At 45.8% G+C, this 23,043-nt stretch carries 24 protein-coding genes; 2 read left to right on the forward strand and 22 right to left on the reverse strand.

Translation table 11 applies throughout. The features are described 5' to 3' along the window. Positions 1–310: 310 nt before the first annotated feature. From FGQ85_RS15885 to FGQ85_RS19050, 5 genes are all read right to left on the reverse strand, one after another. Positions 311–691: a GtrA family protein gene (locus tag FGQ85_RS15885; protein WP_138373935.1), complete on the reverse strand. Its 381-nt coding sequence runs from the start codon at positions 689–691 to the stop codon at positions 311–313. A 1-nt stretch (position 692) separates the two neighbouring features. Next, on the reverse strand, positions 693–1,622 hold the full coding sequence (locus FGQ85_RS15890; RefSeq protein ID WP_138373936.1) for a glycosyltransferase family 2 protein: 930 nt from the start codon (positions 1,620–1,622) through the stop codon (positions 693–695). 99 nt (positions 1,623–1,721) lie between these two features. Next, positions 1,722–3,674, reverse strand: a complete 1,953-nt coding sequence (locus FGQ85_RS15895; protein ID WP_138373937.1) for a DUF2142 domain-containing protein — start codon at positions 3,672–3,674, stop codon at positions 1,722–1,724. Between the two features lie 248 nt (positions 3,675–3,922). Continuing rightward, positions 3,923–4,300, reverse strand: a complete 378-nt coding sequence (locus FGQ85_RS15900) for a BlaI/MecI/CopY family transcriptional regulator (RefSeq protein ID WP_243097604.1) — start codon at positions 4,298–4,300, stop codon at positions 3,923–3,925. A 460-nt stretch (positions 4,301–4,760) separates the two neighbouring features. Next, positions 4,761–4,895, reverse strand: a complete 135-nt coding sequence (locus FGQ85_RS19050; RefSeq protein ID WP_279233666.1) for a hypothetical protein — start codon at positions 4,893–4,895, stop codon at positions 4,761–4,763. A 216-nt stretch (positions 4,896–5,111) separates the two neighbouring features. On the opposite strand from FGQ85_RS19050, the gene lexA reads away from it, so the two are divergent. Next, entirely contained in the window at positions 5,112–5,729 is a 618-nt protein-coding gene (gene lexA / locus FGQ85_RS15910; protein WP_138373938.1) for a transcriptional repressor LexA, read from the forward strand. Between the two features lie 69 nt (positions 5,730–5,798). Here lexA and rsfS read toward each other — a convergent pair whose 3' ends face one another. The 17 genes from rsfS to FGQ85_RS15995 all read right to left on the reverse strand — a co-directional run bounded on the left by rsfS (position 5,799) and on the right by FGQ85_RS15995 (position 21,724). Then, positions 5,799–6,167, reverse strand: a complete 369-nt coding sequence (rsfS, locus tag FGQ85_RS15915) for a ribosome silencing factor (RefSeq protein ID WP_087167888.1) — start codon at positions 6,165–6,167, stop codon at positions 5,799–5,801. 21 nt (positions 6,168–6,188) lie between these two features. Next, a complete protein-coding gene (gene yqeK, locus FGQ85_RS15920) occupies positions 6,189–6,767 on the reverse strand; it encodes a bis(5'-nucleosyl)-tetraphosphatase (symmetrical) YqeK (protein ID WP_087167887.1) in 579 nt (192 codons plus the stop codon). Positions 6,768–6,770: 3 nt separating this feature from the next. Next, the gene (gene nadD / locus FGQ85_RS15925; RefSeq protein WP_138373939.1) at positions 6,771–7,382 is read right to left on the reverse strand and encodes a nicotinate-nucleotide adenylyltransferase; all 612 of its coding nucleotides are present in this window, start codon (positions 7,380–7,382) and stop codon (positions 6,771–6,773) included. Between the two features lie 4 nt (positions 7,383–7,386). Next, positions 7,387–7,680: a ribosome assembly RNA-binding protein YhbY gene (yhbY, locus tag FGQ85_RS15930; protein WP_087167885.1), complete on the reverse strand. Its 294-nt coding sequence runs from the start codon at positions 7,678–7,680 to the stop codon at positions 7,387–7,389. Positions 7,681–7,712: 32 nt separating this feature from the next. After that, a complete protein-coding gene (obgE, locus tag FGQ85_RS15935) occupies positions 7,713–8,999 on the reverse strand; it encodes a GTPase ObgE (RefSeq protein WP_118636269.1) in 1,287 nt (428 codons plus the stop codon). Between the two features lie 135 nt (positions 9,000–9,134). Next, on the reverse strand, positions 9,135–9,419 hold the full coding sequence (gene rpmA, locus FGQ85_RS15940; RefSeq protein WP_024732559.1) for a 50S ribosomal protein L27: 285 nt from the start codon (positions 9,417–9,419) through the stop codon (positions 9,135–9,137). A 3-nt stretch (positions 9,420–9,422) separates the two neighbouring features. After that, on the reverse strand, positions 9,423–9,755 hold the full coding sequence (locus FGQ85_RS15945; RefSeq protein WP_087167883.1) for a ribosomal-processing cysteine protease Prp: 333 nt from the start codon (positions 9,753–9,755) through the stop codon (positions 9,423–9,425). A 5-nt stretch (positions 9,756–9,760) separates the two neighbouring features. Beyond that, a complete protein-coding gene (gene rplU / locus FGQ85_RS15950) occupies positions 9,761–10,069 on the reverse strand; it encodes a 50S ribosomal protein L21 (protein WP_087167882.1) in 309 nt (102 codons plus the stop codon). A gap of 109 nt (positions 10,070–10,178) precedes the next feature. Further along, positions 10,179–11,009: an amidohydrolase family protein gene (locus FGQ85_RS15955; RefSeq protein WP_243128590.1), complete on the reverse strand. Its 831-nt coding sequence runs from the start codon at positions 11,007–11,009 to the stop codon at positions 10,179–10,181. Beyond that, complete coding sequence (locus FGQ85_RS15960) at positions 10,969–11,394, reverse strand: CBS domain-containing protein (RefSeq protein ID WP_087252377.1); 426 nt, start codon at positions 11,392–11,394, stop codon at positions 10,969–10,971. Before FGQ85_RS15960 ends, FGQ85_RS15955 begins: the two co-directional genes overlap by 41 nt. A gap of 39 nt (positions 11,395–11,433) precedes the next feature. Further along, positions 11,434–12,753: an aspartate kinase gene (locus FGQ85_RS15965; RefSeq protein WP_087167879.1), complete on the reverse strand. Its 1,320-nt coding sequence runs from the start codon at positions 12,751–12,753 to the stop codon at positions 11,434–11,436. Between the two features lie 18 nt (positions 12,754–12,771). Beyond that, complete coding sequence (locus tag FGQ85_RS15970) at positions 12,772–13,380, reverse strand: HAD family phosphatase (protein WP_087252376.1); 609 nt, start codon at positions 13,378–13,380, stop codon at positions 12,772–12,774. Positions 13,381–13,454: 74 nt separating this feature from the next. Continuing rightward, positions 13,455–13,946: a Cys-tRNA(Pro) deacylase gene (ybaK, locus tag FGQ85_RS15975; protein ID WP_087252375.1), complete on the reverse strand. Its 492-nt coding sequence runs from the start codon at positions 13,944–13,946 to the stop codon at positions 13,455–13,457. Next, positions 13,939–15,153: a ribonuclease E/G gene (locus FGQ85_RS15980; protein WP_138373941.1), complete on the reverse strand. Its 1,215-nt coding sequence runs from the start codon at positions 15,151–15,153 to the stop codon at positions 13,939–13,941. Before FGQ85_RS15980 ends, ybaK begins: the two co-directional genes overlap by 8 nt. Then, entirely contained in the window at positions 15,153–15,854 is a 702-nt protein-coding gene (locus FGQ85_RS15985) for a TIGR03936 family radical SAM-associated protein (RefSeq protein ID WP_347563110.1), read from the reverse strand. The genes FGQ85_RS15980 and FGQ85_RS15985 overlap by 1 nt, the downstream gene beginning before the upstream one ends. Beyond that, complete coding sequence (locus FGQ85_RS15990) at positions 15,829–17,694, reverse strand: TIGR03960 family B12-binding radical SAM protein (RefSeq protein WP_138373943.1); 1,866 nt, start codon at positions 17,692–17,694, stop codon at positions 15,829–15,831. Before FGQ85_RS15990 ends, FGQ85_RS15985 begins: the two co-directional genes overlap by 26 nt. Positions 17,695–18,328: 634 nt before the next feature. Further along, positions 18,329–21,724 carry a carboxypeptidase regulatory-like domain-containing protein gene (locus tag FGQ85_RS15995; RefSeq protein WP_138373944.1) on the reverse strand — a complete coding sequence of 1,132 codons (3,396 nt, stop codon included), beginning with the start codon at positions 21,722–21,724 and terminating at the stop codon, positions 18,329–18,331. Between the two features lie 169 nt (positions 21,725–21,893). Here FGQ85_RS15995 and FGQ85_RS16000 point away from each other — a divergent pair, with 169 nt between their 5' ends. Continuing rightward, complete coding sequence (locus FGQ85_RS16000) at positions 21,894–22,439, forward strand: hypothetical protein (RefSeq protein ID WP_138373945.1); 546 nt, start codon at positions 21,894–21,896, stop codon at positions 22,437–22,439. Positions 22,440–23,043: the final 604 nt, after the last annotated feature.

Here is a 23,043-nt window from a genome sequence, read left to right on the forward strand (position 1 = left end):
ATTCTCTTCTTTTGTAAGAGTAATTGCTACTTTCATATTTCCTAATTTCAAAGTGGAATTAAACTTTTCACTTCAGCATGGAAAATTAATTGGGATTAACATCCGGAGCATTATAATTGTAACAATTATGAAGGCTGCCTTTACACCAGATTGAAAAGTATATTTGCTGTTGTATATTGCAACGTGTATATAAATAAACAAAATGGAAATAGTCAGAAAACAGGTAATAAATGGCCCCATAGAAAAGGCTGAATTGAGCCATCCAAAATCAAAAAAATTATCCATGCACGTCACTCCGTCTCTTTTGTAGTTATTCCAGGAATTTTTTTCTCGTTATAAAATTATAGACCATTACAATAGCCGTTGCTCCGATTTTGACAAGTAGATAATTCAGACCGATGCCGTCTACACCGATCTTCATGATCAGCTCTGTCAGAAGAAGACCAATGATGCTGAAGATAATGAACAGCGTAAAATTTCTTGATTTCTGATAACGTTCATTGGTATCAAAAACAAATGTTACACTTAAAATGTAATTGACAATCACTGATCCAGTGAACGCCGCCGCCGCGGAGACAAGATAATGCCATCCAGCCCAGTCTGTCAGACAGTACAGAATGGCAAAATCAATAAAAAAGCACAGTACTCCTACGCCCGTAAATTTGATGATCTGATCAATCAGTTTTTTCAAGTTATACCTCTTTTCTCTGTAACAACTGAAGCCGGAACTCAAATTCCCGCTTTTCTTTTTTAATAATAGAATCCAGAATCAGGCCGGTAAAGAAGGAAATCAGTGCTGCAATTACAACAAAACCGCATACAATTAATGTAGGAAAGTTGGCAACAAGTCCCGTCTTCAGATACGGGATGAAAACCACCGGTACGAATACAAGAGCGGCCACAATCACAAGCAGCAGAGAAAGGATGCTGAAAAAGTGAAGCGGCTTATAATTTTTCCATAGATTTCCGATTGTTTTCAGAACAGCGATTCCGTCTGAAAATGTATTCAGCTTTGATTCGCTTCCCGCAGGCCTGTCTCGGTAGTCGACAATCACACTGCCGATATTCATATTTTTATCAACAGCATGGATGGTCATTTCTGTTTCGATTTCAAATCCACGATATAAGACTGGAAAACTCTTCACAAACTGATAGCTGAACGCACGGTATCCGGTCATGATATCCCTCAGTTCACTCTTAAACAAGGCATTGATTAAAAGGCGGACCAGACGATTCCCAAAATTATGAAAAGCCCGTTTGTTCTCTGTAAAGTAAGTAGAAGAAAGACGGTCTCCGATCACCATGTCTTTTTGATGATTCAGAACGAGATCCGCCATTTCTCCGGCGTGTTCAGCCGGATATGTGTCATCGCCATCAACGAGAATATAACATTCGGCGTCGATTTCACGAAACATTCTCCGGAGGACATTTCCCTTTCCCTGCTTATCTTCGTATCGTACAATCGCTCCAGCTTGTCTGGCAATCAGATCCGTATGATCTGTGGAGCAATTATCATACACATAGATTTTTGCTTCCGGAAGTGATTTTTTAAAATCTGATACGACTTTTGCTATTGTTTGGCTTTCATTATAACACGGAATCAAAACAGCAATATTATCCATTTTTCATAACACCTTTTCCCTTTTAATACTTTTTTATTAAAACATTTCCCTTACTTAATCATTATCCCTTATCCGTTATTTGATTTCAAGTCTTGATTTTTAAATACAATCTGCGAGCACATGGACAGCCAGAACCAGGAATACGGATAGATTCAGGATCAAAATACATGTATAACTGTTCCACGGTATTTGTTTGTTTCCCGTCTGCTGCGCCTGGATCCGGCGAATTGGTTTTACTGCCAGCAAAAACGGAAATACCAGTGGAATAAAATATCTTCCCTGAATTCCTTCAATCAGCCGGTAACCGACAGGTGTCCACTGTCCATAAAGTGTCACAAAAACCAAAAGGAAAATCAAGATGGATGTTCCGCCAAGGAAAACACGCAGATACGTTGGGAACACATGCTTTCCAGTATCCTGATCCATGCAGACTTCCACGCCAAGAATAATCAAAAACGGATAAAGTAAAAATGATGGAATATAAATGTTCATCCATCCCATCCGCTCGCCCAGAAACTGCAGCAGATATTCTTTCAGATATACTTTCAAGGTACGTACAAATGTCATGACAAACTGAATCGGATTCTTCAAAATTCCTTTGATCTGCTTAGCTGTATCGACGTTGACGTTGGCTTTGATTCCTCCCAGAAATGATGTTGCAATCAGAAGCCATCCCAGCGACAAAACAACAATCATAACTGCTGCTGTCACCACATGTCTTTTGTATGCAGACCGGCTTTTGAACCGTTTCTGCGGGATCAAAAACAGTAGAAGGCAAAATGGTACATATACGATTTTGCAGCAGCACAAAAAGAAAATTAACAGATACAACAGAGCTATTTCCTTTTTGTGGAGCACTTCTGTTTTTGTATATTTCAGATAAAGAATATAAGCAACAAAAAGGAGAACAATCCCTATTGCCAGTCCATCGGCCGACAAGGAATTAGCTGCCTGAATACTCATTGGGAGCAAGGCTGTGATCGCAATCAGATTCTTCCCAAACGGGGACAGGCGGATGGCAAAAAATACCAATAGACCGAAAGTAACTGTGTTCATCAGCCTTCCGAGATAGGCCATAAACAGCGGCGAATCCGTCAATATATCTGCTATTTTCACTCCGATAATCTGCGGAAGATACGATGGCGGAGCGTATAAAGCAGTGTTTGCAAATTCACAAAACTCGGTTTCTGTGGAATCCACCTTATCACCCAGATGATTTTTTACATCCCAGAGTGAAACATCTCTTGTTTCAAAATCATCCGGACATAAATCTTTCGGAAATTCTCTTCCGACCTGTACGACTTCCTGCCCATTTGCCGTGGTGACCTGTTTGTCTGAGATCAAATGGCCCTGTGACAACTCATAAATCCGGTAAAAATGATGGTCTTCATCCGGTGTATTGAAAACAGGAATGGCCAGAAACGAAACCAGACAGAGAATAATATAAATAGTGACAAAGGCCTGCTCTGTCCGGAAGGACTTTTTCCTGAACAAATAGAAACCTGCGAAAATAGTAGATCCCAGAATCAGAATCCCGGCAAGCAGAAAGAACACCAGTATTTTGGACAGTGGATCGGAAATCAGACGATAGGCCGGAGTCTCCGTGCCATCCATACTACTGACGCCGATTCTCACTCCCGTATATCCACTGCTTGATATTTCTATGGAAATCCTGTCACCTTTACAGTTTGTCAAAGCTTTTTCCAAAGGAAAATATGTGGTTTCAGAATCCGATACTTCCGAACGGCTGATCTGCCAGCCGGCTGCTTTTTTATTATTTTGGGATAAAGAGACTTTTATATCTTTTCCATTTCCGGCAGGCATCTTCTCCAGAAAAAGCTCGATTCCCTGTACAGTATCTGTCCTGCTTCGAAAAGAAACCGTATAGAGAGAATCGTCATGCATTTCACGGTATCCGGAATTTGGAGATACCTGATCGAAAACTTCTCCGAGCATTCTGGAATCGTAAAGTGTATAACAGATCGATAATAATCCAGTCAGGACAAGGAATCCCCATAAAAGAATCCATTTTCTGTATTTTGATTTTTTCACCTTGTTTACCTCTCATACTAACTTTGTGCTGCCTATCTTGATTAATAAATAGCCTATCACATTGTTGGAGTAGTTTCAAGGACTTTGTAAATAAAATATTTCTTTTTATAATGTCACATTAATATAAATGATAAATTTAATAATTCAATACTGTCTTAGTGACGCTATCAGAGCAAGTTCCTTGAAAAGGCTGTGATGGCACAGAAAAACACGGGACCGCTTTGATCCCGTGTTATAAAATAGTCTTATTATTCATTATCCAACTGTTTTTTTCTCTCATGTACGATCTCTTCAAGCCTTGTAATAAGGTCCGGTTCTTCGATCTGATCGATATAGTGTGCAAACAAGGATGGGTTATGCAGAATTTTATTTAAATCCGTTTCGATGGAATTTGTATAATCTTCCTTAGAAATAAGAGTTCGATATCTCCTTGATAATACTGTCCCGCTGTAAACAATATCCGCTACTTCAATATAATTTTTTTTAACAAGGCTTCTGAGGGCAGCCTGCACAGTATTGACATTCAGATCTTCTCTTGCTTTTACAATTTCGGATGCAATCATAGGTTCACCGGATTCCCACAATACATCCATCACTTCAAGTTGTCTTTTCTTCAATTCGCCCAACCTTATCACTCCTTACATAAATTGATCTATATTAACATCGTAGCATATTTTTGCGAGATTTCAAACAAAATTTTTTAGAAATAATGTAAAATTTTTGTGAGAATTTTGATTTATTCGCATAGTTTTGGCGATCTGACGAATTTTTCTTTCATTCTGTGACACAAAACGAAAAACGGTATTGTTAATATTAGTATAATGATGGAACTAGCAAAAACATCCGGCCAGGAAAGAATTCGTGCTTCTGTCTGAGACGCAGCTGTTGGATTTGTAAACAAGGCGCCCATTCCGTTGTTTAAATAATGCATGATGGCAGGAAGCCAGATGCTGTTTAGTTTCATATAAAAATATCCCATCACAAAACTAAGACAGATGCAGAATACAATCCGGTAAACCATTTCCTGCATTGGTGCTTCCGGGGAATAATAATAGAGCGTAAGCGGAAGATGCCACACCGCCCAGATCACACCAACAAGGACCAGCCCCTTACAGACTCCGTATCTTTTTTGCAAAAGCGGCTGCAGGAAATACCTCCATCCGTACTCTTTACTGTTCCCAAATAAATGATCAGTCCTTTTTTCTCATTCTTTTTTAACATAACGTTCCCTCCATTCTACCTTGTATAATAAGGTTCTTGTCTACATTATATAACAAGGTAGATAGAAGTCAAGATATTTATTCACTTATTTTTTTACAAAAAAGAATCAGATCGAACATATTTTCTAAACATTTGTTTGCCTTTTATACCTTGCTGTGATAAAATAGAAAAAAAGTATGTAGTCTGACAGAGACATTAAAAGCAGGAGGACATTCCATGGGTAACGGAAATATTACAGAAAAGCAATCCGAGATTCTTGAATATATAAAAGCACAGATTTTAGAAAGAGGATTTCCGCCGGCAGTGCGTGAAATCTGCGAAGCAGTACATTTGAAATCTACTTCTTCTGTCCACTCTCATCTTGAGACGCTGGAGAAGAACGGGTACATCCGGAGAGACCCGACGAAGCCGCGTGCGATCGAGATTCTGGACGAGTCGTTTAATCTGACACGCCGCGAGATGGCACAGGTGCCGATTATCGGACGTGTAGCTGCAGGAGAGCCGCTTCTGGCAGAGCAGAATATTGAAGACTATTTCCCGATTCCGGTAGAGCGCCTTCCAAACAATCAGACATTTCTCCTTCGTGTGCGCGGTGACAGTATGGTGAATGTCGGAATTCTTGACGGGGATTATATTTTAGTTGAGCAGAGACCGACTGCGGAAAATGGCGAGATTGTCGTTGCCCTTGTAGAGGACGGGGCTACAGTGAAACGGTTTTTCAAAGAGGACGGACACTACCGGCTTCAGCCGGAGAATGACGCCATGGATCCGATCATTGTTGATGAAGTTACGATTCTCGGAAAGATGATCGGCCTGCTGAGATTTATGAAATAAGGATATTGATATTACAAAAGGCTGCGAGCACCTGAGGTTCGCAGCCTTTTCTTCATCTCCTGTCAGGATTTACTTTTCCAGATCTTCCATGGAGATCGTCTTTCCATCTTTCCAGATACGTTCCAGATCGTAGAAAAGACGGTTTTCTTTATCAAATACATGGACGATAATATCTCCGAAATCGAGCAGCACCCAGTTCCCAAGGCCATAGCCTTCCCGCTGTTTTACGGTATATCCTTCTTTTGCAAGCTCTTCCTCAACGTTATCTACAAGAGCCTGTACCTGACTGTTGCTGTTTCCGTTTGCAATGATGAAATAATCGGCCAGTACACTGATTTCCGAGATATCAATGACCCGGATATCTTCGCCTTTTTTGCTGTCCAGCGCACGGCAGGCAGCGGCTGCCATCTTTTTTGATGTTTCTAATGCGTTGCTCATCCATCTTCCTCCTGTTTTTGATTATTTGTTCAGATAGTTCTTATAGTATAAATATGTCTTCTCTGTCATAGGGTCAATGGCCAGATTGCGGGTGTGAAGGTAGGCAAGGGAATCCTTCAGAATCAGATAAAGGCAGGCGTCAATATCCTGAAAAGCCAGTTTTCTGACTTCCGGAAGATTCGGTGCCTCTTTTCTTCCCGGCTCGATATAGTCCGCGATATAAAGAATCTTATCCAGCATGGTCATCTTCGGCTTTCCGGTCGTATGGCAGATGATCGCATCCAGAATCCGCTGATCCCGGACATGATATTTCGTTGCTGCCAGGTAGGCGCCAAGCTTTGCGTGAAGCAGACTCGGATTCTGACGCTCGCTTTCTGAAATCGATAAATGGTATTTCTCACAGAGCCGGATTTTCTTTTTGGACGGGATACATTTGGCACAGTCGTGAAGGAGACCTGCGATCATGGCCTCGTTAATGTCTTCATTGTAACGCATGGCCAGGGATGCACACAGATACATCACACCAAGCGTGTGCTCATATCTGTCCTGATCCAGGTATTTTTTCACTTTTTTACGCATCTTATGGATTGCATTGCTCATCTTCTATTCCTCCCTGTATAGACGATGGTCAGAAATATAGGAAGCTACATCAGACGGAACAAGCCGGCTGATGTCCTTTCCCTCTTCTACCATCTCACGGATTTCACTGGATGACACTTCAAATACCGGAGAATGGGAAAACAGAATCGTCGTTTCGTATGTGTTTTCCAGATGCCGGATCTGAGCCTCCATGGCTGCATCTGTCTCACTTAAATCGCGCTTTGCGGCAATAATGGAACAGGAATGTAAAAACCGGTCCGGATGCCGCCATGTTTCCATCTGAAAAAGGGAATCTGCCCCTACAATATAGAAGAACTCCCTCTCCGGGAAAGCGTCTTTGAAATATTCCATTGTTTCATAGGAATAGGAAACCGTATCCTTTTCCACTTCATAAGGCTGAAGGGAAAAATGCGGCTTCCCGCTGATTGCAAGCTTTACCATTTCCAGACGGTCTCCCATCCCTGCACCGGTCTTTTCCGGCTGCTTATGCGGGGGATTACCATTTGGCATAAACCAGATTTCGTCAAGACCGAACTCATCCATCACATGTCCGGCAAGAATCAGATGTCCGTTATGAATAGGATTAAAGGTTCCTCCCATGATTCCTGTCTTCATCTGGCTACCTCGGAAGTTCGATTTTCTTTTTCTCTTTTTTGCCCTCTTTGTAAAGGACGATCTTTTTGCCGATGACCTGCACTACCTGAGAGTGAGTGCGCTCAGCAAGCATCTCCGCGATTTCACGCGGATCATCTGCACAGTTTTTCAGAACATTGATCTTGATCAATTCTCTTGCTTCCAGTGCTTCCTGTACAGCACCGGTCAGTTCCGGCGTCATGCTGAATTTTCCGATCTGAAGAATCGGATCCATAGTCATGGCAAGACTTTTCAAATATGCTCTCTGCTTTGACGTCATGTGTATATTCCTTTCTGTTTTTCACTCTATTCCTATTTAAAATACTCAAAACTCAGTCCGTACATCCGGATTGTGTCGCCTTCCTGAACACCAAGCTCTTCCAGTTTTTCCAGAATACCGGCTTCCTTGAGGAAGTTCTGGAAGAAGCGGAATCCTTTCTCGGAATCGAGATTGGTATATCCAAGCATCTTTTCGATCTTCGGTCCTTCTACTACAAAGACACCGTCTTCTTCTTTCTCCACTGTGTACGGAAGATCCGCAACCAAAAGCTCGTCCTCCGGGAAGAACTCCTGCGCAAAGGTGATCGGTTTGGAATCCAGCTTTTTCAGTTCGTTATTCACATACCATAACAGATCCTGAATTCCCTCTCCTGTCACGCCGGAGATGGCAAACACCTTATATCCTTTTGGCTCGAACTCAGCCCGGATCCGCTCTACCGGATCTTCATCACCTTCGTAGATCAGATCGGTTTTATTTGCCGCAATGACCTGAGGGCGTTCGGAAAGTTCTTTATTATATTTTTCAAGTTCACCGTTGATTTTGTAGATATCCTCGATCGGGTCTCTGCCTTCACTTCCGGCAGCATCCACCACATGAATCATCATCTTTGTACGTTCGATATGGCGGAGAAACTCGTGTCCAAGTCCTGCTCCAAGTGAGGCACCTTCGATCAGTCCCGGAATATCCGCCAGGACAAATCCCTCTCCGTCTGCCAGATCTACAACACCCAGGTTTGGCGCCAGTGTCGTAAAGTGATAGTTAGCGATCTTCGGGTTCGCATTCGTTACTCTGGACAGGAACGTGGATTTTCCGACATTCGGGAAACCGAGAAGTCCTACATCGGCAATGACCTTGAGCTCCAGATTCACCCAGAGTTCCTGGGCCGGCTGTCCCGGCTGTGCATACTTCGGAACCTGCATGGTGGAAGTTGCAAAGTGCTGGTTTCCAAGACCGCCTTTACCGCCTTTTAAGATGATCTGCCGGCGGTTGTCACCGGACATATCAGCTACGACCTTTCCGGTCTCCGCTTCTCTTACGATCGTACCTTCCGGAACACGGAGGACAATGTCTTTTCCGTTTGCTCCGTGGCAGCGCTTTTTCTTGCCGTTCTCACCCGGTTCCGCACAGTATTTACGGCGGTGTCTGAAATCTACGAGCGTATTCAGGCCGTCATCGATTTCAAAAACCACGTCGCCGCCCTTGCCGCCGTCGCCGCCGTCCGGGCCGCCGTTTGGAACATAAAGCTCACGGCGGAAGCTAACGTGTCCGTCGCCGCCTTTTCCTGATTTTATAAAAATTTTTGCTCTGTCTGCAAACATGTTTCTTTCCTCTCAAAAAAGTGTTACAGCTTGTTTCTACTACATTATATAAAGAAAAGGTGTAAAAAACAAGGCTTCAAACCGACCAGATTTGAAGCCTTTGTATGTTCTTCGATTCATAACATCAGCAGATGACTACTCAGCTACCGGGTATACAGAAACCTGTTTCTTGTCTCTGCCCTTTCTTTCGAATCTTACGATACCGTCAGATGTAGCAAATAATGTGTCATCTCCACCGCGTCCAACATTTACACCCGGATGAATCTTTGTTCCGCGCTGTCTGTAAAGGATGTTGCCGGCTTTGACGAACTGTCCGTCTGCTCTCTTGGCACCAAGTCTCTTGGACTCGGAATCACGTCCGTTCTTTGTAGAACCAACTCCCTTTTTATGAGCGAAAAACTGAAGGTTTAATTTCATCATGGTTTACACCTCCCTGAATCTCAAATCAATATATTTTCTGTACTCTTCATCTTCTGCCATATTCTGAAGTCCCAGAACCATGGCGGAAAACAGTAATGCCGCTTCCTTCGATGGAGAATGTAAAAACCGGTAATCGATCTTTCCGCTCTCATCATCGGCTGTGACAGAAGCCTCGTCCTGAGTGAAGGCCTCAATGGAATTGACCGTGTTGATCACAAGCATTGACGCAGCTGCACAGACGATGTCTTCACCTGCCGGAGCGTATCCGGCATGTCCCTCTGTCAGGAAACCGACATACTCATTTTTTGCATTTTGATAAACCGTAATCTTAATCATTTTGATTAAGCGTTGATTTTTTCAATCTTCACAGCTGTGTACTGCTGTCTGTGACCGTTTTTCTTGTGGTAGCCTGTCTTCGGTTTGTATTTGTAAACGACAACTTTTTTCGCTTTGCCGTCTCCAAGTACAGACGCTTCTACAGTTGCACCTTCCACTGTCGGATTACCGATCTTCAGTCCGTCATTGCTCACTGCAAGAACCTGATCAAATGTGTAAGTCGTACCAGCTTCTGCTCCGAGCTTTTCTACCTTAATGATATCGCCTTCAGCTACTTTGTACTGTTTACCACCTGTTGCTATAATTGCGTACATATGGCACCTCCTATTATCATTACTCGCCAGCTTCGGTGTCCTTAAAAAGAAACTTTGAAACCTCGCTGTGCGGCATACTCATATATATTAGCATGACCTTTTAGGAAAATCAAGCACTTTTCAGTAATTTTTCTGCATTTTTCCAAAGGATATTTTCCTTATCTTCAGATGAAAGATCCAGTCCCTGAAAATACCGGAGAAATTCACTCTGTCCTGCCCATGGCGAATCTGTCGCAAAGAGAATCCGGTCCGCTCCGTGTTCGGACACAATCCGTAGAAACTGTACGTCCGGAATCTTTGTGAAGCAGGCTGCCGTATCCAGCCAGACATCTTCCCCGATCAGGCATTCCTCCACCTCATCCCAGCGCATAAATCCGCCCATATGGGCAAGGATAAGCTTCTGTGGATGAACCTGCTGAATTACATCCCGGATCATGGCAGGAGTAGCATGTACAAAATCCGGATATCCCGGATCCAGTCCTGCATGGACACTGATGATCATTCCCAGTTCCGATGCATAGTCCAGAATCTTCAGATAGCCGGGATCATCAAACCGTGTCTCATGGTAATCCGGATGAAGCTTGATCCCCTGAAATCCGTTTCGTTTCAGCTCCTGCAGCCGTTCTTTCAGATGGTCGCATGCCGGATGAATCCCGCCAAAAGAAAGAAGCTTTCCTCCGGTCTTCTCCGTGACCTCCATTGCGAACCGGTTGATCGAATCAAACTGAGAAGGCTTTGTCACAACCGGAAGTACAATACTTCTCACGATTCCTGACTTCTCCATGGATTCCAGGAGGGATTCGTATGTTCCGGACAGGTGAGCTTTTTCTCCACACTGCTGTTCCAGAAAGGAGATGGTACGCTCCACAATCTTTTCCGGAAAAATGTGGGTGTGAAAATCAATCGTCATTCTTATCGCCGCTTCCCTTAACTTTGTCATTCAGATATCCGATGATATCACGTCTTGTCACAATACCGATAAAGAAATGCTGATCGTCCTCCACCGGTACAAAATTCTGCTCCATGGCCCGCTTTACCAGATCTTCCATATCCGCCTCAATGCTGACCGGAAGGTAATCATGCCTTCTTTCAAATTTCATGACGGAAAGGTTTTCAGCCTGCCGGATATCAAGGGTATGGGAATCCTTCAGTCCCCACAAAAGATCCCCTTCTGTAATGGTTCCGACATATTTTCCCTCTTTATTCAAAATCGGCACGCAGGAATATTTATAATGCTCCATAATCTCCATTGCCTGACGTACTGTGTGATAATCGTAGATAAAAGCCAGTTCTGCCTTTGGATGCAGAAAAAATAAAATATTCATTTTAAAACCTCTTCTATAAATCTTTCCTGTAAGTTGTTTTTAAAGCTGTGTATTCACAAAAATATCGTAAATCGCCGTGATTGCCTGTTCAAAATCATGGCACCGCACGCCGATGATGATGTTAAGCTCGCTGGATCCCTGGTCGATCATCTTGACATTGACATTGGCGTGGGACAATGCCGCGAAGATACGTCCGGACGTTCCCCTCGTCTGACGCATTCCTCTTCCCACGACAGCAATCAGTGCCAGATCGGATTCCAGTTCAATAAAGTCCGGTGACACGGCACGGTGGATGCCTGCAAGGACTTTCTGCTCTTTGCTTTCAAATTCATCCTGATGAACGAACACCGTCATCGTATCGATTCCAGAAGGCATGTGTTCGATACAGACATTGTTTTCCTCGAATACCTGAAGCACCTTCCGGCAGAAGCCGACTTCCGTGTTCATCATGGCCTTGTCAATCGTGACGGATGCAAATCCTTTCTTTCCGGCAATTCCGGTGATCGTAAACCGCGGGTGCCGGCAGGTGTCCTCCACAATCAAGGTCCCCGGGTCCTCCGGCCGGTTCGTATTCCGGATGTTGATCGGAATTCCTTCCTTTCGTACCGGGAAAATCGCATCCTCATGCAGGACAGTCGCTCCCATATAGGACAGCTCACGCAGTTCCCGGTAGGTGATCGTTTCAATCACTGCCGGATCTTTGACAATCCGCGGATCTGCCACCAGAAATCCGGAAACATCCGTCCAGTTCTCGTAAAGATCAGCGTGAACGGCCTTTGCCACAAGGGATCCGGTGATATCTGATCCTCCTCTGGAAAAGGTGGTTACGTTTCCATCCGGATCGCTTCCGTAAAATCCAGGAATGACCGCACATCCGGTATTTTCCAGGCGCTGCTGCAGCATGGAATTGGTTTTTTCCGTATTAAGACGTCCGTCTTTGTCGAAGAAGATCACATCAGCGGCATCGACAAACTCAAACTCCAAATAGGCAGCCATAATCAGTCCGTTCAGGTATTCGCCCCTGGAGGCCGCGTACTGCCGTCCTGCTTTCTGCTCAAACTGCTCCCGGATCTGTTCAAACTCTTTCTCAAGAGAAAGAGTAAGGGAAAGCCCGTCGATGATTTCCTGATAGCGGGATGTAATGAACTTCCACTCCTCAGAATAATCCAGCCCTTTCTCGGCCTTGTCATAGCATAAGTAAAGCATATCCGTAATCTTGGTATCTCTGGAGTTCCGTTTTCCGGGTGCCGACGGTATTACATATTTTCTCGACTTTTCACTTCGGATGATCTCTCCCGCTTTCTGGAACTGGGCCGCGCTTGCAAGAGAGCTTCCTCCGAATTTTACTACTTTTGGCATATTTAAACGCTCCTTTACTTATCGATTGTGCAGAATATCAAAGGCAACAGACGGAGTAAAGACGACGCCATGAATTCCTTCCCTGCAGGCTGCCGCTGCGTTTTCCTCGATATCGTCAAAGAACAGAGCCTTTGCCGGATCGATCTGATACCGCTCAAGCAGTGTCTGGTAAATCTGCGGTTCCGGTTTCAGGCACTTTTCCTGCCAGGAAAAGACGCCGCCGTCAAATGTTTCGATAAAAGAAAGTCTGTCCTTTGTCATTTCGTACAGGCCTTCTGAATAGTTGGAAAGATAATATACCCGGTATCCATGCTCACGGAACCAGTGGATCAGATCCAGGGTGTAGTCCGCAGGCTGAATACATTCGCAGAGTCTGTCATAGACAAGCCGGATCTCCTCTTCGATTCCCGGATCATTGGCGATGAATGCGTCACACCAGTCATCCGGTCCATACGTCCCTTTATCGCCTTCATACCAGGCACTGCTGCGAAAAACAGCATTTGCAACCCGTTCTCTGATGTCCGGGTCAAAATCAAACTGATCGAGGCAGAATGCTTCGCTGTACCGGATCAGAACATTTCCAAGGTCGAAGATGACCGTGTTACAGGTATCTACAGGTATTTTCATCTCATTTTCCTCCTGTCTGCTTCTCCACTATGTACTACTTTACATTGATAAAGTGAAGAATGCAACAAATTTCTTTACTTTTCCTCTTTTCTTATGACATCGCCATAGACAGCACGGGAAGCTGTTTTCAGATCCTCCGGCGACAGTCTCAGCTGCATTCCCAGTTTTCCTCCGCTTACATAAAGTTTTTCCAGCTGCTTTGCATCTTCCTGAATCACGGTTGGAAACTGCTTTTTCATGCCGATGGCGGTACATCCTCCACGGACATATCCTGTGATCGAAGTCAGATTTTTCAACGGGATCATTTCCAGTGATTTTTCTCCTACCACTTTTGCCGCCTTTTTGAAATCAATCTCCTCCTCGATGGGAATGACAAATACATAGTGGGACCCGCTTTTTGCCTGGGTTACCAGCGTCTTATACACTTCTTCATGCGGCAGCGACAGCTGGTCGGCGGTCGCGATACCGTCCTCGAAATTTTCACATTCATACGTCTGATATTCATACGGAATATTCATCCGGTCCAGAATCCGCATGGCATTGGTTTTCAGTTCTTTTTTACTCATCTGTGTGCGCCTTCTTTCTGACTGCCTCATAAAGGGGCGGATGTACTTTTTTTCTTGTAATTTCCATCAGTTCCAGCCGGGTGATGTCAATCACCTCTGTCTTAACCGGGTCTGCTGCTGTCAGCTCCCGCATGGTCCGGATCAGAATTTCCCGGTCTTCCGTCTCTGACAGATTGATAAAATCAATCAGAATGATGCCGGACAGATTCCGAAGCCGGATCTGTCTTGCCGCCTCTTTGGCCGCCTCCAGATTCTGCTTCAGGTAACGCTCGTTTTTCCCGGAAACCGCCCGTCCTGTATTGACATCGATTACCGTCAGTGCTTCTGTAGGCTGAATGATCAGGCTTCCGCCCGATTTCAGCCAGACTCTCTGAGAAAGCGCCCTTTCCATTTCCCGCTCCAGACTGTAGAGCTTGACAAGAGGAAACTGCGGATCCGTATACAGTCTGAGACTGTCCAGCACTTTTGGTTCGGTCTGTTCCAGATAGGATCTGAGACGCTCATAAACGTCCGGGAGGTCGGTCACAACCTCTTCCAGCGTATCCCAGCGGACATGGGCAAATCCCGCCTCTTCTCCTGCCGCTCCCGCTTTCAGGCGGGTGAAACAGGTGCGTGTCCCGGCTCTTTCAATCAGGTCTGCAAGCTCTTTTTCTTGTTTCTGCAACTCTTGGTGCAGTTCCTCCAGAGTCAGCTGAGCCGCTTCCGTACGGAGAATCACGCCAAATGGAGAGCTGTCTGTTTCCTGAAGCCATGCTTTCAGAGCTTCCCGTTCCTTTTTCGGAATTCGGGAGGAAACGCCGGGCATCTGCTTTTTGCGCGATACGACAGCGTACCGGCCGGTCAGCGAAATATCCGTAGTAAGAGACGGCTTTTTTGCCTTGGATGCTTCCTTTTTCACCTGTACGACCAGTTCATCCCCGACACAGACCGGCTTTTTCCCTGCTTTGGAAGTAAAACAGCCATCTGCTGCCTCCTCCTCACTGCAGTAACACTCCATCCCTGGAAAAATTTCAATAAAAACCGCATGGATATTCGGAATTCTTTTTTTTACCTTTCCAATATAGATATCTCCCGCATGAACCGTTTTTTCCGGATGCTCATTTTGAGCCGTTTCGTCCGTGCAGAAGATTTCGGCCGTCTTTCCATCCTCTTCCAGGAAAAAGCAGAGACGATCCATTACGTTTGTTACAAGAACTTTCTGTTTCATTATACGATCTCCGTTCCAAGCGCATCCAGCGGTACCAGTGCTTCATCCTTTCTGGCATAGTTCTCCAGCCGGTGATAACGGTAATCTGCTTCTGCATCCAGATTTGATCCTGTCTGCTTTAAGAGCGCGGACATCACAAGTTCCGGTTTCAGATTGGTGGAACTTCCCGCGCATACTTTCATAAAAATCGACGCGCCCTGCTTTTCCATTTCCAGAATCCATGGACGGATATTGACTTCTTTTTCGCTCTTCTTTGTCTGTTTTACGACCAGAATCTCTTCCTGAGAAAGGAAGTTTTGAATATCCTCTTTAGTGACTTCTTCTGTCTCATCTTTCGGAAGGGCAAGGTAATCAGCCGCCTCGATGATCGCCATACCAGTTGCTTTCTTTTCCTCCGGAATCTGAACGAAGCTTACGACTTCCATTCCTTCTGCCATCACTTCGTTGAGCCTTTTCACCGCCTCTTTGGACGCAACCGGCCCGGTCAGTTCAATATCAAAATATTCCCCGTCACTTGTCAGCCCGACGCCAAGGGGATTGGCAAAGGACATGATCATATGCGGGCTGAATCCCTGGGTAAATGCGATCGGGATCTCTGCCCGGCGCATAGCCTTCTGGAAATACCGCATGACGTCCAGATGACCGATAAATTTCATCACTCCGTATTTTCGGAACTTAATTCTTGCCTTCAAAGCAGACACCTCCCTGATAACACATTGCGCCGCAGGCCGAGCAGCGTTCCCGGCAGTTTGGCGTAACTTCCCCTTTCATGGCACGCTCCCATTCCCGCTTCAGGAATGATTTGCTGACGCCCACATCAATGAAATCCCACGGGAACAGCTCGTCCAGATCCCGTTTGCGCATCGTATAGAATTCCAGATCCACTCCGGTGTTTTCAAACGCCTGCATCCATTTTTCATTGTCAAACTCATCGCTCCAGGAATCATAGAGACATCCCAGACGGTACGCTTCCAGAAGTACTTTTCCGGTCCGGCGGTCACCGCGGGCAAACACGCCCTCCAGCACCGTCACATCCGCCTCGTGCCAGTTGTATTTGAGGCTCTTCCGGTTTAACTGCTCTTTCATCTCCTGATTCACGACATGAGCCCGGTGGATATAATCTTCCTGCGTAAACATTTCCGCCCACTGGAACGGCGTAAACGGCTTCGGGATAAAGAAGGACGTACTGAATGTAATCTGGCATTTTCCGTTTCTCTGATCCTTCGGAATCTCGTAGTACTTTCTAGCCACCCGATCCGCCAGTCTTGGGATCTCTTTCATATCCTCTTCTGTCTCACCCGGAAGTCCGAGCATAAAGTAGAGCTTGACTTTATTCCAGCCGCCTTCAAAGGCTTTGGAAGCGCCGTCCAGAATCATCTCTTCGGTCAGTCCTTTGTTAATGACATTCCGCATCCGCTGGGATCCGGCTTCCGGCGCAAAGGTCAGACTGCTCTTCTTGATGTCCTGTACCTTTCCCATCACATCCAGAGAGAAGGAATCGATGCGAAGAGACGGAAGAGAAATATTGATTCCTTTGCCCTTAAATTCCTCGATCAGGAAGGTCACAAGTTCTTTTAACTGAGAATAGTCGCTGGAACTTAACGAGCTTAAAGAAATCTCTTCGTGCCCGGTATTTTTCAGCATCTCATACGCATACTGCTTTAATGTTTCCAGATCTTTTTCTCTGGTTGGACGGTAAATCATTCCCGCCTGGCAGAACCGGCATCCACGGATACATCCTCTCTGAATCTCCAGTACGACACGGTCCTGGGTCACTTTGATGAAAGGAACGACCGGTTTTGTCGGATACGGCACCGCGCTCAAATCCATGACAACCTGTTTTTTGATCGTTCTTTTGGCATGAGGATTTTTCGGTTCAAAGGACTTTAATGTTCCATCCTCATGGTATTCGGCATCATAAAACTGTGGAACATAGATTCCTTCGATCTCCGCTGCCATCTCCAAAAATTCTTTTCTTGTTCCGTTCTTTTTCTTGTTTTCCTTATAGGCATCCAGAAGCTCATCATAAACGGTCTCGCCCTCTCCAATGTAAAAAAGGTCAAAAAAGTCAGCCAGCGGCTCTGGATTGACGGCACATGGGCCTCCTCCGATGACAATCGGATCTTCTTCTGTACGATCCTTGCTGAACAGCGGAATATCCGAAAGATCGAGTACCTGCAAAATGTTGGTATAGCACATCTCATACTGGATCGTAATGCCGAGGAAATCAAATTCCCGGACCGGATCCTGGGACTCCAGGGCAAACAGCGGAATGTGCTCCTCTCTCATAATCCGGTCCAGGTCGGTCCATGGGGAGTAAACACGCTCGCACCACGTATCCTCTCTCCTGTTGAACATGTCATATAAGATTTTCATTCCAAGGTGAGACTCTCCGATTTCGTACACGTCCGGGAAACACATGGCAAATCGAATCGCCACCTTTTCCTTATCTTTCATCACCGAGTTGATCTCGTTCCCGATATAACGGGCCGGTTTCTCGATTTTTAGTAATATTTCATCATTCAAAGCTAGTTTTCTCATAAAAAACCTCTCTTTTTTTTGTAAATAATGCACAAAAAACTTCGCTGGATTTTGTGACTTTCAAGGCTGGAAATACATGGAAAATCAACCGGTTTTCCGCCTGCTTTACCGCTGTAAATTACCGCATTTTTTGAGTTGAAATTGCGATTTACAACAATTTCCATTTTTCTATACCCTGCGGCACCAGGCATAACTATCTGGCACTATACGGCACAATATTTATATTTAGTCATTTCCATGAATATTTACACCTGTGCTATTATATGCCTTGCAGGGCAGAAGTTCAAGCAAATAATTTTCGTCCACCTCTACTTCTATCGTTTCTAAATGCCCAAACTCCATACTTTCTATTACAAAAAAACTTCATTATTCATAGTATCCTCCATGGTATCTGCGATGGAGAAATTACGAATCCGTATAAATTGTACTAAAAGGAGAATGCCATGTCAATCTAACGGATCAACATCCAGATACCATTCCATATTGCTGATCCGCCGCTGGTAAAGTTTTTCTGTGGAAACGGCCGTTCCTACTACCTTGACATCTTATTCCCGGATACCGGCACCCGGTTCCGAAAATTTTCGTAGAAAAAGAGAGGCTCAAGTCAAGCCTCTCTTCTGTGTCAATTTCTGTCCTATTTTGTTTCGTCCATAGGAACTGGAATAGCAGCCATCCTTGCGTTTGCATTCGGCTGGTAGGTAATGTCTTCCGTAAACTGGTTGACATCGGTAATGGTATTCGTTGCTGCATCGTAATCGAATACGTGCCAGTTCACACCTGTTTTTCCTGTCGGTACCGGATACGCTTTGTAAAGCTGTCCGTCCAGGTATACTTCCACGATGGCCCCGGACTGGGACATTGCCGTACTGTCAGAGTTTCCACCATTGGAATAGTCATGAACATAAAAGCTGTATGTTCCGGATTCATTCTTTTGATACAGGCTGGTCGTTTCCGGTCCGTAAGAAGTAATGTCATCCACATCCAGATCTGCAATCCTTACAGAATCTTCGTTATGTCTCTTGTTTCCATAATAAATGTGGAAGTAATCGGATCCGTCTGCAGTTGGTCCCAGCAGATGGGAATCCAGGTCTGACGGGGTTTCTCCCCAGGTCAGTACCACACGCAGGTCTGCGGCTTCCAGGTCTTCCCCGTTCGGATTCATGGCCGCACTCTGCATACCAAGATCCATCGGGAACACAACAATATTCTTTGTTACCGTTACATAACCATCCCGTTCGATGGTTGCGGTGTAGTTGCCGGAAGCCATCTCGATCCGGTAGTCCCCGTATTCGTTTGTTTCTGTTGTCGCAACGACATCGCCGGACGTCTTGTTCCAGCCTCTCCGAAGCGTAAGTGTTGCCCCATGGATTCCTTCGCCTGTCACTGCGTTTGTAATGCGTCCCCGTGCCGAACCGGTCACACCCTCATACTGCTCGTCGATCATCAGCAGCACTTCCGTGTAGTTTTCCTTGTCCTTTTCTACCGTCACATCACATTCAAAACTCTGGTATCCGGCTGCCGTCACCTTGATCTTGTAATCTCCTGCCGGAAGGGACAGTTCAAATCCGCCGTCCTGCCCTGCCTGGGTGCTTCCTGCTGCAGTCGTGCTGTCGCCCTGATATGCGGTAATGGTAGCACCTGTAATGGATGTATTCCGGTCTGCTGCGTCAGCCACCCTGCCGACGATCTTTCCGGTTTCCTCTTCATATGTACAGTGGTCTACCCGTGAGAAGTTTTCAAAGTGCCAGTTCGCTTTCAACGGGCTGTTTTCTTTCTTCCAGAATTCCCAGGTATAGCCAATATCCAGCCAGTCACCGATTACGCCTTCATCCAGGGCCGAAAGTTCCCCGTACAGGAAGACGTTTGCATCAATACACATCAGCTCGGTGTTGCGGATCAACAGTTCCCCGCTGGCTTCCGGGCCTGCAGAAACGCCAAAATCAATCAAATCCCAGCGCTTGCAGACTTCCAAAAGTCCGGAAAGGCTCGGCCCGATTTTTGCAGAGCCGGCCAGTGCTTTGAAGTCCACATCTGCTTCCAGGGAATCCACTTTCCGCAAGCGGTTATTTAATACCTGGACGCCGGTTTCACCGTCAATATTGCAGACAACTTCAATCTTGCCGCTGATCTCATACTTGATGCCAATCTGGGCATAAATTGTGACACCAGGGATTCCGGCAATCGGAAGTTTTCCAAGTTCCAGCAATCCGCCATTCGGGATATAATCATCCGGAACATAAGACCCGCCGTCTTTCTTGACCTCATATCCGCCGGTAGCTTCGATTGTCAATGGGAATTTCAAGTAAACATCTTTTATGTTAAATCCGCCCCATCCAAGATCCACATCCGCTTTGTATTTGATTTTCGGGAGGTTAATGGCAACATTACCATACAGTTCCCCTTTTCCGATCTTCTTGTGGATTTTGAAGTTGACTTTTCCTGGTGCTGCAAGGGAACCTTCCACGTCCACAACATTCACCCTGGCTGCTTTTGCCATGGCCGGTGCTGCTTCCGTAAATGTCACGCCCTCTGCCGGAATGAATCCGGACATATCCGCTGTTGCGGTTCCGGATGCAGTAATCTCATCCAGTGTTTCCTGGATATCCGGCTCCGCTGTTTCCACAACAACCGCCCCATCCGTTTTCTGGACAGTGACCGCTTTGTAAGGGGTCTGGTCCGGCAGGATAAAGATGCTGCCCTCTGTTATCATATCCCCGCCGGATGTAAAGGTGATGGTTGTCCCGTCCATCGTATACTCTGCATCTTCCGGGATGATGATAGCATCCTCGTCATAAACCACCTCTCCGGTATTTTCCTCCGGAGTTTCCACGTTTGCGATTTCCCGCACCTTAGAAAGTGCCGCATCTGCTTCTGCCTGTGTCAGTTCCTCTGCTGGACGGAAAGCTTCGTCTGTCAGCTGGAACAGTTCCATTGCAACCGCCGTTTCCACCTCCTGCTTGTAGGTGATGGCTGCTGCATCGGCACACGCGATGTCCTTTACTGGCTGGAATCCCAGTGCCTTCACTGCGGTATAAGCCGCAAACTCACGGTCTGCCGGTGCATCCGGACGGAATTCTGTTCCCATTTCCGGAAGAAGCTGGTTCGCATATGCAAGCAGGATCTGGTTTTTCTTTGCATGGCTGTCGATATCTGTAAACGGCAGTGTTTCGTTGTCATATACCACTTCCGTTTCCGGTGCATTGACCGCTGCCAGCAGTTCATCAATCCATTGTGCCCTTGTCAGTACTGCTCCGGAAGGAGCTACTGTCTCCGGAAGGGAATAGCTGATATCTGCAGTCAGGGTGTATGATTTGTCCCCCAGCGCTACGTCTGCTGCAACCTGCAGTCCGCCCTGTCTGGAATCTGCCGCCTTCACTGGAAGCACACCGATGACGTATGGTCCTACCAGGGCTGCTACTAAGAGCAGGGAAAGAAGACCTTTTCCTTTTTTCTTCCGGATGCAGACGATCAGGATCACGCCTGCTGCTGCCACGCATACGACAATGAAAATGACCGGATTTGCGGAGTCCCCGGTGTCAACGGCATCTGCATCCTCGGAAGAATGGGTAGTTGTCTTGTCTCCTCCCTTGGATGGGTTTCCGCCATTGTCATTCTGGTCTGGATTTGGGGATGGGTTCTTGTCTCCGCCATTCTGGTTGGATTCTTCCCGATCCCCGCTGTCTTGGGATCCGCCGTTGTCCTGTGTTTTTGCTGCTTTCACTGTGTACTGAAGTGCGGTTTCTGAACCCGGTGCCAGCGTTTCCTCTTCTTTGGTCAGTGTGTCCCCCTCTTCCAGGCTGAGGCCTTCTGGAAGGACGCCCTGAATCCGTACCTTGCTGACCGGCTCATTCCCGGTGTTCTGCAAATGCACGGTGACTTCTGCTGAAGTCTTGTCCTTGGAAACTTCTGCTGTGATCTCTGCTGTCACGTCTTCATTGGACTTTGCCAGTGCCACGGTCGGCATACAGGCTGCAGTCATAATGAATGACAGCAAAAGAAGGGGCAGAAATTTCCTGCCTTTTGTTCTCATTCCTAGTTTCCTCCTGTTATTCCATATTGTTAGACAACTACATTCTTAATTATAAATTCCAGCTGACAGGAGTTCAATGTGATAAAGTTCCAAAAATGGATTCTGAAATTTTACGTTTCTGACAAACTTTGTTATACTATAACAAAAAAATCAAAGGAGGGATGAATCATTGAAACCACATATCCCAAAACACGATCCCCGCTACCGTAACATCCGTCCGGAGGAGCTGCACAAAAGGACGCTCTATGAAAGTGAGGTGGAAGTGATCCAGAATCTGAAAAAGAACCTGAACGGGACATCCACCGTTGCAGGCTGGTTTGCCTTCTTCATGGGTCTTGCATTTCAGGGGATCAGCCTCTACCTGGTTTCCCTCGGGCAGTCCAGTACAAAAGACGTTGTGGGTCTGGCAGTCGGCACCCTGATCTTCTGGCTGGTGGGTGGACTCACTCTCCACAGCCGGATCCCGAAGCACGCTTCCATCACTCATACCCAATACGGCATCGTTAACGGAAAATGGCCGTCCCCTGCAAGAAGTGGAAACACCAACGGCCGGACCTACTATCTGGATGTAATCTTCCCGGATACCGGCACACGGATCCAGAAAGTGATCTGTAGCTATGGCGACTATAAGCGTGCCGAGCAGGGACAGCAGGTGCTGACAGTTGTGTTCGAGAACCGGAACCAGGCCTTCGGCATCTTACTTCTCCAGTCCTGATCTCAGGATGACACAAGAACATATGCAACTTTTTGCCAATATGGGAAGCCATCGGCACATCCCCGAATTCCTGCCACAGATGCTCGACGCTCTCCGGCAGGTAGTAAATGGTAACCAGGCGGTGGAAGTCCTTAAACACGTCCCTTTCAGAATATGCTGTAGTTTTGGTTCCTTTTCGATGCAGTCAATATCTACTTTCCTGTAACTGGTTTCCTGGCATTGTTCCTGGATGTATGCCGCCATATCTCCCTTTCCGGCAGACGGTTCCAGAACGGTCTGGATCTTGGACCATTTCGCGCATGAAAAAATCTTATCAAGCAAAGTTTTTGGTGTTGGGTAAAATTCGTTGTTCATATTGGTTTCCTCCTGTAAATTCCATTCTCACATCCAATATGAAACAACTTGAGCCTTTACATTTCATAATTATAACCTATAAAAAATGTTATAAATAATCTAGGGAAAAGCTTAAACAATATCGAGAAAAATCAATACTAAAAAACCGTACATCATACTTATCATAATTAAGAACTCAAACTTCGCACTTGAATAAGTGCCTATGCACCTTGAAAATTCAATAAGTTCTGGCAATAAAATAGCATGAAAC

This window comes from Pseudoflavonifractor sp. BSD2780061688st1 E11, from assembly GCF_005844125.1.
In the GTDB taxonomy this organism is placed as follows: Bacteria; Bacillota; Clostridia; order Lachnospirales; family Lachnospiraceae; genus Sellimonas; species Sellimonas catena.